The following is a 10,447-nucleotide window of genomic DNA, read 5'->3' as shown; positions in this document are numbered from 1 at the left end:
GGCCGCCAGGGCGACGACGGCGAACATCAGCACAAGCGCACCGGCCATGATCCGGTTCCGGGTTTTCGGGTCCACGTATTCGAGACTAACCGGCCCCGCGCAGTGGCCCGCGGGCGACCGGCTCGTAGCGGGGCTGTGCGCCCGCCTCCCCGGACTTCGGCAGATGGCTGCGGACGAGGACCAGCTCCTCCACGGTCCACGCGGGGCTCGTGAAGTCCGCCAGCGCCCGGACGTACGACCGTACGTCCACCGGGCCCCGGCCGCGGGCCACCGTGAGGTGGGCCTTGTACGAGCGGTGCTCCCCCATCGGCACGCCCGCCCTCCGGGCCGCCGCCTCCGCCCGCTCGGCCAGCAGTCGCATGGTCGCCAGATCGCCCTCCGCCCCCGTCCACAGCGCCTTGCCGTGCCCGAACTGCCCGCCGCCGCGCAGCGCCAGCGCGAAGGGCTCCGTGCGCCGCGCGGCCTTCTCCAGGCGTGCCGACAGCTCCGGTACGACCTCCTCGTCCACCTCGCCGTAGAAGGCGAGGGTGAAGTGCCAGCCGGGGCGCTGCGTCCAGCGCAGCCGGTCCGCGCCGGGCGCCTTCCGCAACCCGGCGATCTCGTACGCGAGCGCGCCGATGACGTCCTCGGGTGGCAGGACGGCGGCGAAGAGCCTCATGGAACCCATGGAGCCAGTCTCCCTCCGGCCGGACGCGTACGCCCGGCCTACGCCACCGCCGCCAGTTCCTTCCTCCGCTCGCGCGGGACCAGGACGACACGCGGGTGACCGCGGTTCCAGCCGAAGCACAGGCGCAGGCCGCCGGCGCGGGTCAGGACCAGGCCGATGGCGGCGGCCGCGGCGAGCGAGACCGCGCCGCCGAAGGCGAAGCCGACGCGGGCGCCGTAGGCGTCGGTGATCCAGCCGACGAGGGGGGCGCCCAGCGGCGTACCGCCCATGAAGACCATCATGAACAGGGCCATCACCCGGCCGCGCATGGCCGGGTCGGTGGCCATCTGCACGGTGGTGTTCGCCGTGACGTTGACCGTCAGGCCGAAGATCCCGATGGGGGCCATCAGCAGGGCGAACAGCCAGTACGACGGGGCCAGCGCGGCCACGATCTCCAGGGCGCCGAAGGCGGCGGCCGCCGCGACGAGCAGGCGCAGCCGGGCCGTGCCGCGGCGGGCCGCCAGCAGGGCCCCGCCCAGCGAGCCGACCGCCATCACCGTGTTGAACAGGCTGTAGGCGCCGGCGCCGGAGTGGAAGACGTCCTCGGCGTAGGCCGACAGCCAGACCGGGAAGTTGAAGCCGAAGGTGCCGATGAAGCCGACCAGGACGATCGGCCAGATCAGCTCGGGGCGTCCGGCGACGTAGCGCAGGCCCTCGCGGAGCTGGCCCTTGCCGCGCGGGGCGCGCTCGACCACCTGCAGCTCGCGGGTGCGCATCATCAGCAGGCCGGCGATGGGGGCGACGAAGGACAGGCCGTTGGCGAGGAACGCCCAGCCGGTGCCCACGCCGGTGATCATGATGCCCGCGACGGCGGGGCCGATCAGACGGGCGGACTGGAAGTTCGCGGAGTTCAGGCTGACCGCGTTCTGCAGCTGCCCGGGGCCGACCATCTCGGCGACGAAGGACTGGCGGGCCGGGTTGTCGACGACCGTGGCGAGACCGACCGCGAACGCGGCGAGGTAGACGTGCCAGACCTGCACCTGTCCGGTGAGGGTGAGCACGGCGAGGGCGAGACCGGTGACGGCCATGGCCGACTGGGTGACGAGCAGCGTGGGCCGCTTGGGGAGGCGGTCGACGAGGACGCCGCCGTAGAGGCCGAAGAGCAGCATCGGCAGGAACTGCAGGGCCGTGGTGATGCCGACGGCGGCGGAGGAGCCGGTGAGGCTCAGCACCAGCCAGTCCTGGGCGATGCGCTGCATCCAGGTACCGGTGTTGGAGACCACCTGGCCGAGGAAGAACAGGCGGTAGTTCCTGACCCTCAGCGAGCTGAACATCGAGGACTTGCGAGGGGCGCCGGAGGTGGTCCGGGAGTCGTGGTCGCCCTGAACGCCCGGATCGCTCTGGACGCTCCGGGTGTTCTGGCTGCTCTGAACGTTCTGGTTGTTCTGGTTGTTCTGGGTGTTCGGTGCGGGGGCGGAGTCTTCTCCGGATCCCGTACTCAAAAGGGTTCGCCTCCTCGGCTGACGTGCTTTACAGGTGCGCGAGCTTCTCCAGTACGGGGGCGGCGGCGCGCAGTTTCGCCCACTCGTCCTCGTCCAGCCCCTCGACCAGACCGGCCAGGAAGGCGTTCCGCCTGCCGCGGCTCTCCTCGAGCATGATCTCGGCCTGCGCGGTCCTCGTGACCACCTTCTGGCGGCGGTCCTCGGGGTGCGGCTCCAGACGGACCAGCCCCTTGCCCTCGAGCAGCGCCACGATGCGGGTCATCGAAGGGGGCTGCACGTGCTCCTTGCGGGCGAGCTCGCCCGGGGTGGCACTCCCGCAGCGGGACAGGGTGCCCAGCACCGACATCTCGGTGGGGCTCAGCGACTCGTCGACGCGCTGGTGCTTGAGCCGACGGGACAGCCGCATCACGGCGGAGCGCAGGGAGTTCACGGCGGCGGCGTCGTCGCCACGGCTAAGGTCCGGCATGTTCTTTAGAGTAACTCATTACTCTAGCTAAATACCACCGGAAACACCCCCTACACCCGTGATGCCCGCCACTGAAAGATCACGTCACTCTTTCGGGTGACTCCGGTACGGAACGTGACGCCTTCCGCCGAGAGATCCCGCGACCCTCGTCCGCATGGGATCCAGCGTGCTCAGCGTGCGCATCGACCACGAGCTGCTCGAACGGCTCAGGGGCCATGCGGCGAAAAGAGGAATGAGCGTCCAGGACTATGTCGTCCGGACGCTCATTCGGGATGACTTCGACGAGCGGTTCCAGACCGCCGTCGAGGAGACGGAGAAGTTCTACGGGGTCACATGACCCGGCACTGCGGGAGCCGGGCCGACCGGGCCGACCGGGCCGACCCGATCAGGCCGGGGCAGGCCGGGTCAGGTCAGGCCGAGGGCAGGCATCAGGTAGTAGAAGGCGAAGACGCCCGCCACCACGTACATCGCCGCCGGGACCTCCCGGCCGCGGCCGGCCGCCAGGCGCAGCAGCGCGAAGGTGATGAAGCCCATGCCGATGCCGTTGGTGATCGAGTAGGTGAACGGCATCATCACCATCGTCACGAAGGCGGGGATGGCGATCGTGTAGTCCGCCCAGTCGATCTCCTTGATCCCCCCGGCCAGGATCAGGAAGCCCACCGCGATCAGGGCGGGGGTGGCCGCCTGGGACGGCACCATGGTGGCGATGGGCGTGAGGAAGAGCGCCAGGGTGAACAGGCCGCCGGTGACGATGTTGGCGAAGCCGGTCCTGGCCCCCTCGCCGACACCGGCCGTCGACTCCACGAAGCAGGTGGTGGCCGAGGAGGAGCTGGCGCCACCGGCGGCGACCGCGATGCCGTCGACGAAGAGCACCTTGTTGATGCCCGGCATCTGGCCCTGGGCGTCGGTCAGCTTGGCCTCGTCGCTGATGCCCATGATCGTGCCCATGGCGTCGAAGAAGCAGGACAGCAGCACGGTGAAGACGAACAGGACGCCGGTCAGCACGCCGACCTTGGAGAAACCGCCGAACAGGCTGACCTGGCCGAGCAGCCCGAAGTCGGGGGGCGACACGGGGTTGCCGGGCCACTCCGGGGTGGTGAGCCCCCAGGAGGGCACGTGCGCGACGGCGTTGATCACGACACCCAGGACGGTCATCGCGACGATCGAGATGAGGATCGCTCCGGGCACCTTGCGCACGATCAGCGCGAGCGTGAGCAGCGTACCCAGGACGAAGACGAGGACCGGCCAGCCGGTGAGGTGACCGTTGGCGCCCAGCTGGAGCGGGACGGTGGTGTTGGCGACGTCCGGGATGCGGGAGACGAAGCCGGAGTCGACGAGCCCGATCATCATGATGAACAGGCCGATACCGATGGCGATGCCCTTGCGCAGGCCGAGCGGCACGGCGTTCATGACGCGCTCGCGCAGCCCGGTGGCCACGAGCAGCATGACGACGAAGCCGGCGAGCACCACCATGCCCATGGCGTCCGGCCACGACATGCGCGGCGCGAGCTGCAGCGCGACGACGGTGTTCACCCCGAGGCCGGCGGCGAGCGCGATCGGCACGTTGCCGATGACACCCATGAGGAGCGTGGTGAAGGCGGCGGTCACGACGGTGGCGGTGACGAGCTGCCCGCCGTTGAGCTGGTGCCCGTACATGTCCTTCGCGCTGCCGAGGATGATCGGGTTCAGCACGATGATGTAGGCCATCGCGAAGAATGTGGCGAAGCCGCCGCGGATCTCCCGGGACAGTGTGCTGCCCCGCTCGGAGATCTTGAAGAAGCGGTCGAGAGCACCGTACGCCGGCGGAGTTCCCGGCTGCTCGGGGGCGGGGGCCTTGGCGGTGGCCGAGGTGGACATGCGTATGACCTCAGGGGATGCGGGTGGGTACGGAGTACAGGGTCTGGACCGACGGGTTCCCCCACACCTCCGTCGCCTCACGTTTGGAGATTCCTACGAAAAGAAATGGCCAGACTCGAACTGTTTCAGTATGAACATATGAAGCAGGAAACACCATCTCCGCGCGTAGACCTATGCGGCGCAAGGGGCGGTCCCCGTTGGCCGCGGGGGCCATAAACTGATCCCCATGGCGAAGTGGACCCCCAAGCACGAGGCGCCGGAGCCCCTGGAGGGCCCCGTGGTCGCCACCATCACCGGCGGCACGATCGTCTGGTTCGTCCTCTTCCTGGTCCAGCTCCCCTTCTACGGCTGGTTCCACGACCACGGCCACACCTGGTGGCTCTGGACCTGCCTGGCCGGCGGCGGCCTGGGCCTGATCGGCATCTGGTACGTCCGGAAACGGGACGCGGCGATCAAGCGGGCGGCGGCGGAGGAATCCACGCGGACGGAACAGCCGACACCGGCGGAGTAGGGCACGAAGCCCTGCCGGGGTCCGGGGCGGAGTCCCAGGGGCGGAGTCCCAGGGGCGGGGCCCCTCACCCCACCGGGACGAGCGGGTGGGCGGGTGGGCCGAGCCCGCCGTACGACCACCGCACGACTCCCCTCCTCCCCAGGTCGGATCTTCCGCCCCTCCAACGCGTGCGGCCGCACAACCCCACGTAACGTCGGAGACATGACCCACACCGACGCGGGCGCGGAGCTGGACCCCATGCACCCCACGCACCCAGTGCACCCCACGCACCCCGGGCCCGTCCCGGCGACGGTCCGGGCCACCGGCCTCACCTCCGCCGAGGTCGCGGAACGCAGGACCCGCGGCGAGATCAACGACGTCCCGGTCCGCAGCAGCCGCTCCCTCCCCGAGATCGTCCGCGCCAACGTCTTCACCAGGTTCAACGCGATCATCGGCGTGCTGTGGCTGATCACACTCGCCGTCGCCCCGATCCAGGACAGCCTCTTCGGCTTCGTGATCATCGCGAACACCGGCATCGGCATCATCCAGGAGTGGCGGGCGAAGAAGACCCTGGACTCCCTCGCCCTCATCGGCGAGGTCCGCCCCACGGTCCGCCGCGACGGCACCGCCCTGGAGGTCGCCACCTCCGAGATCGTCCTCGGCGACCTGATCGAGATCGGCCCCGGCGACAAGGTCGTCGTCGACGGCACCTGCGTCGAGGCCGACGGTCTGGAGATCGACGAGTCCCTGCTCACCGGCGAGGCCGACCTCGTCGTCAAACGCCCCGGCGACCCCGTCCTGTCCGGCAGCTTCGTCGTCGCCGGCGGCGGCGCCTTCCAGGCGACCAGGGTCGGCCGCGGCGCCTACGCCGCCCAGCTCGCCGAGGAGGCGTCCCGCTTCACCCTCGTCCGCTCCGAGCTGCGCACCGGCATCTCCACCATCCTCAAGTACGTCACCTGGATGATGGTCCCGACCGCGATCGCCCTGGTCATCAGCCAGTTGGTGGTGAAGAACAGCGACCTGCGGGAGTCCGTCGCCCGCACCATCGGCGGCATCGTCCCCATGGTCCCCGAGGGCCTGGTCCTGCTCACCTCCGTCGCCTTCGCCATCGGGGTGATCCGGCTGGGCCGCAAGCAGTGCCTGGTCCAGGAGCTGCCCGCCATCGAGGGCCTGGCCCGCGTCGACACGGTCTGCCTGGACAAGACCGGCACCCTCACCGAGGGCGGCATGGACGTCACCGAGCTGAGAGCCCTGGACGGCCACGACGAGACGTACATACGCAAGGCCCTCGGCGCCCTCGGCGAGTCCGACCCGCACCCGAACGCCTCCCTGCAGGCGATCATCGACGCCTGCCCCGACAGCGAGGAGTGGCGCTGTGTGGAGTCGCTGCCCTTCTCCTCCGCCCGCAAGTACAGCGGCGCCAGCTTCAGCGAGGGCAACGGCGAGTCCAGTACGTGGCTGCTCGGCGCCCCGGACGTCCTCCTGCCCGCCGACGCGCCGGCCCTCGCCGAGACCGGCCGGCTGAACGAGCAGGGCCTGCGCGTGCTGCTGCTCGCCCGCGCCACCGGCGACCTGGACGCCCCGGACGTCGCCCGGACCGTCGCGCCCGCCGCCCTCGTCGTCCTGGAGCAGCGGCTGCGGCCCGACGCCGCCGACACCCTGCGCTACTTCGCCGAGCAGAACGTCCGCGCCAAGGTCATCTCCGGCGACAACGCGGTCTCCGTCGGCGCGGTCGCCGCGAAGGTCGGCCTCGACGGCTCCGCCGTCGACGCGCGCCGGCTGCCCGCCGAGCGGGAGTCGATGGCCCGGGTGCTCGACGAGACCACGGTGTTCGGGCGGGTCACCCCGCAGCAGAAGCGGGACATGGTCGGCGCCCTGCAGTCGCGCGGGCACACGGTCGCGATGACCGGCGACGGCGTGAACGACGTGCTCGCCCTGAAGGACGCCGACATCGGCGTGGCGATGGGCTCGGGCTCGGAGGCCACCCGGGCCGTCGCCCAGATCGTGCTGCTGAACAACAGCTTCGCGGTCCTGCCGTCCGTGGTCGCCGAGGGGCGCCGGGTCATCGGCAACATCACCCGGGTCGCGACGCTGTTCCTGGTGAAGACGGTCTACTCGGTGCTGCTGGCGGTGCTGGTGGTCTGCTCACAGGTGGAGTACCCGTTCCTGCCGCGCCACCTGACCCTGCTGTCCACGCTGACCATCGGCGTCCCGGCCTTCTTCCTGGCCCTCGCCCCGAACAACGAACGGGCCGAACCCCACTTCGTCCGGCGGGTCATGCGCTACGCACTGCCGGGCGGCGTCGTGGCCGCCGTCGCGACCTTCGTGACCTACCTGGTCGCCCGTCACCACTACGCCGGCCCGGACACCCTGGACGCGGAGACCAGCGCGGCCACGCTCACGCTGTTCCTGGTCGCGATGTGGGTCCTGGCGATCATCGCCCGCCCCTACACCTGGTGGCGCGTCGCCCTGGTGGCCTCGATGGGCGCGGCCTTCGTCCTCGTCCTGCTCGTGCCGGCCCTGCAGCGCTTCTTCGCACTGCACCTGGTCGGCACGGTGATGCCCTGGCTGGCGGTGGGCATCGCCGTGGTGGCGGCGGCCGTCCTGGAACTCCTGTGGAAGTGGGTCGACCGCCGCTTCCCCGTCTAGGTCCGGTAGGTCCGGCGCGGCTTACCTCACGTCGACGAAGTCGGCCGCGGCGTTGACCGCCGGGGTGGTCGAGTTGCCCGCGAAGGAGTAGCGGTAGTAGCCGTCGACCGTGGCCTTGGTCGTGGTCTTCAGGTTGCCCTTGGAGTCCGTCTTGACGGTCTTCAGCGTGGTGTAGGTGCTGGAGCCCTTCTTGCGGAACTGCAGCTTCACCGACTGGCCGCTGTAACCCGCGTACTTGTTGGTGTTCCAGTTGGCGCGGGTCAGCTTCCCGGTGACGGTGAGGGTCTTGCCCTTCTTCACCGGCTCGGGCGTGGCGTTGACGGTGAGCTTGGAGACGCGCTGGATCAGCGTGGTGCCGAGGCCGCCCTTCTCGGCGATGCCGATCTTGCTCCAGTCCAGGTCGTCGGACTCGGGGTTCTGGCCGTTGAACGCGATGGCCCCGGCGCCCGCGCTCCACTTGCCGGCGTCGGCGTTGTCCAGATCGCCGTAGGCCGGGTGGACGTCGATCCTGCCCTTGCAGTCGGCCGTGGTCGCCGAAGTGATGGTGCACTTGGCGTTGTCGCCCACGAGCACGTTCTGCGGCTTGGCGGAGGAACCCTTGTACAGGAGCGGAAGGGTGGCGAAGTCCTTGGCGCGCACGGGCACGTCGGCGCCGAACTTCATGCTGTAGGTGACACTGATGGACACGCGGCCGGTGGTGCCGACCTTGACCGCCTTGGCGACCTTGAGCTTGGAGAAGGTGACGTCCAGGGCGTAGGGCTCGTCATCGTCGGCGACGCTCGGGCTGAACCCGGCCTTGCCGGAGGTGGCCGCGTGCGTGGTCCGGAGGACCTTCGTGGCGTCCGCGCCGTGGGGGGAGGTACCGGCGGCCTGCGCGGCCGGGACGGCGAAGGCGGAGAGGGCCAGGGCGCCGGTGACGGCGGCCACGGTGGCTCGTATACGCATGCGTTGTTCTCCTGGTGGAGAGGGGCCGGGCGCCGGTCGTTCCTCGCGGTTCGTCTTCGGCACGGGCCCAAGTGGTCGTGGAGTCTGCTTGACTCGCAGGATCAGATCCACGACCGGCACACATGGTTGTACGAATCCTGGATTTTCCGTGGACGCCCGTCAGTCGAACCAGCGGTCCCGCGCCAGCTCCTCCGTCCGGGACGGGTCCTCCAGCAGCGCCGCGACCTCGAAGCGGCGGGGCCACTGGCCGGACGCCCAGGCCAGGCCGGCGGCCACGCCCTCCAGGGTGGCCGCGTGCAGGACGCCGTCGGAGGTCAGGCGCCAGTCCAGCTCGGTGCCGTCGACGACGAGTTCCTCGTGCTCGACGTACGTGGCGGGCGTGCGCGGGCCGAGCAGGACGCGTACCGGCTCCGGTACGTCGTGCTCGGTGCCCTCGGAGTCGACCTCGCCGGTGACGGACTCGCTCAGCCGCCGCACCTGGAACAACTCGGCCAGCCCGGCGGCCAGGGACGGCCGTACGGGCAGCAGCGGGACGCCGGAGGTGAACGGCAGCAGGTCCGGGGAGTCGCACACCACGGCGTCGGCGGCGTCCACGACCTCCACCCGGCCGTCGACCACGGCCCGCACCTCCTCCGGCAGCGTGACCTGTTCCGGGTCGAGTTCCGCCAGGTACCCGTACAGGGCGTGCAGTTGGGCGGAGGTCACCGGACGTTCGGGGTCGGCGAGCCGGTCGAGCAGTTCGGCGGCGCCGCCCGGCTCGTCGAGCAGTGCGGCGACGGACGTCCTGACGCCGAGCGCCCGCAGCACCTGCTCGTCGTCGAAGCCGGTGGCGTCCGCCTCGTCGTACAGGCCGCGCAGCAGCGGGTCGGAGCCGGCGGCCCGCAGACCGGCCGGGCGGCGCCCGCCGAGCACCGGGTGGCCGCGCAGCCACCAGGCGGTGTACGGCCGGACGATCTCGTGGGTGCCGTCGGGGAGCAGGATCCGCACCGGCTGGGTGAGGGCGTCCCTGAGCGGCGGCCGGGACAGCAGGGCGAGGGCCTGGGGCCACTGGTCGTCGTCCACCAGGTCCAGGTCCCGTACCGCCACGACCTCGGTGGCGACCGGCGGCACGGGGGTGTCCGGGAACCGGTCGAGGAGGTCCTCGCACCACACGTCCACCGCGTCCAGCAGCCCGGGGTCGTCCGGCTCGGGGAAATCCCCTTCCCTGGGATCCAGTTCGTCCGGATCGAGGACGACGTCCGTGGCCCGCACGAGGGCGAAGTCCACCAGCACACCGCACGCGGCGAGCGGCTGCTCGCCCCACTTCTCGGCCAACTCAGCGTCCACGGCCGGAAGTTCGCCTTCATGCATGACGCGCGCGAACGGGCCGCCGGGGAAGACCAGTTCACCGGCCGGGGCGAGTTCGCCGTCCTCGTCGGGCAGGGCGAGCGCACCGAGCCAGGGCTCGTCGCCGGGCTCCAGGCCCGCGTCGCGGACGAGGGCGAGGACGGTGTCGGCGAGTTCCTCGGCGTCCGGGGTGTCCTCGTCCCAGCCGCCGGTGTCCTCGTCGAGGGAGGCGGCGACGGCGGCCCGCACCTGCGGGGTGGTGAGCACCGCGCGCGGGGTGGCGGGCAGGGCGCCGAGCTTCTCCAGGACGGGGTGGGCGGCGTCCGGGTGGGCGACCTTCAGGCCGAGCCGGGCGAGCACCTCCGGGTCGACGCGGGCGGCGTCGGGGGCGGGCAGCAGGACCTGCCGGGGCCCGAGGGCCGTACGGCCTCCCCCAGTGCTGAACGCCTGGGAGGTACCCCCAGCAAGCGGCACGGGCAGCCCGGAGAGCCGGTCGGGGTCGATGCCCGCGAGGCTGTCGTACAGCCGCCGCCACCAGCCGGGCTCCTTCTCCAGCCCGGCCAGCC

At 71.0% G+C, this 10,447-nt stretch carries 8 protein-coding genes and 1 pseudogene; 3 read left to right on the top strand and 6 right to left on the bottom strand.

Annotated elements, in window-relative coordinates; genetic code table 11:
• Nucleotides 1-85: 85 nt before the first annotated feature.
• The 3 genes from thpR to RH94_RS02890 form a co-directional block, all read right to left on the bottom strand.
• Nucleotides 86-658: an RNA 2',3'-cyclic phosphodiesterase gene (thpR, locus tag RH94_RS02900; RefSeq protein WP_073946142.1), complete on the bottom strand. Its 573-nt coding sequence runs from the start codon at nucleotides 656-658 to the stop codon at nucleotides 86-88.
• Nucleotides 659-705: 47 nt separating this feature from the next.
• A complete protein-coding gene (locus tag RH94_RS02895; RefSeq protein WP_073946141.1) occupies nucleotides 706-1,980 on the bottom strand; it encodes an MFS transporter in 1,275 nt (424 codons plus the stop codon).
• A 196-nt stretch (nucleotides 1,981-2,176) separates the two neighbouring features.
• Complete coding sequence (locus tag RH94_RS02890; protein WP_073946088.1) at nucleotides 2,177-2,614, bottom strand: MarR family winged helix-turn-helix transcriptional regulator; 438 nt, start codon at nucleotides 2,612-2,614, stop codon at nucleotides 2,177-2,179.
• A gap of 154 nt (nucleotides 2,615-2,768) precedes the next feature.
• On the opposite strand from RH94_RS02890, the gene RH94_RS02885 reads away from it, so the two are divergent.
• A complete protein-coding gene (locus tag RH94_RS02885; RefSeq protein WP_073946087.1) occupies nucleotides 2,769-2,951 on the top strand; it encodes a ribbon-helix-helix protein, CopG family in 183 nt (60 codons plus the stop codon).
• A gap of 68 nt (nucleotides 2,952-3,019) precedes the next feature.
• Here RH94_RS02885 and RH94_RS02880 read toward each other — a convergent pair whose 3' ends face one another.
• Nucleotides 3,020-4,471: an NCS2 family permease gene (locus RH94_RS02880; RefSeq protein ID WP_073946086.1), complete on the bottom strand. Its 1,452-nt coding sequence runs from the start codon at nucleotides 4,469-4,471 to the stop codon at nucleotides 3,020-3,022.
• A gap of 226 nt (nucleotides 4,472-4,697) precedes the next feature.
• Between RH94_RS02880 and RH94_RS02875 the strand changes: the two genes are divergently transcribed.
• Both RH94_RS02875 and RH94_RS02870 read left to right on the top strand, forming a co-directional pair.
• Nucleotides 4,698-4,982, top strand: coding sequence for a DUF2530 domain-containing protein (locus RH94_RS02875; protein WP_073946085.1), 285 nt, complete (start codon nucleotides 4,698-4,700; stop codon nucleotides 4,980-4,982).
• Between the two features lie 201 nt (nucleotides 4,983-5,183).
• Nucleotides 5,184-7,610 carry an HAD-IC family P-type ATPase gene (locus RH94_RS02870; protein WP_073946084.1) on the top strand — a complete coding sequence of 809 codons (2,427 nt, stop codon included), beginning with the start codon at nucleotides 5,184-5,186 and terminating at the stop codon, nucleotides 7,608-7,610.
• Nucleotides 7,611-7,631: 21 nt separating this feature from the next.
• On the opposite strand, the gene RH94_RS02865 is transcribed toward RH94_RS02870, so the two are convergent.
• Both RH94_RS02865 and RH94_RS42085 read right to left on the bottom strand, forming a co-directional pair.
• A complete protein-coding gene (locus RH94_RS02865; protein WP_073946083.1) occupies nucleotides 7,632-8,555 on the bottom strand; it encodes a hypothetical protein in 924 nt (307 codons plus the stop codon).
• A gap of 159 nt (nucleotides 8,556-8,714) precedes the next feature.
• Nucleotides 8,715-10,447 (bottom strand): annotated as a pseudogene (locus RH94_RS42085) (sacsin N-terminal ATP-binding-like domain-containing protein); the annotation flags it as partial.

Origin of the sequence: Streptomyces kebangsaanensis, assembly GCF_001906585.1 — a bacterium.
Taxonomy (GTDB): Bacteria; Actinomycetota; Actinomycetes; order Streptomycetales; family Streptomycetaceae; genus Streptomyces; species Streptomyces kebangsaanensis.
Note: the sequence above shows the minus strand (reverse complement) of the source record. Positions and strands in the feature narration are given on the sequence as shown.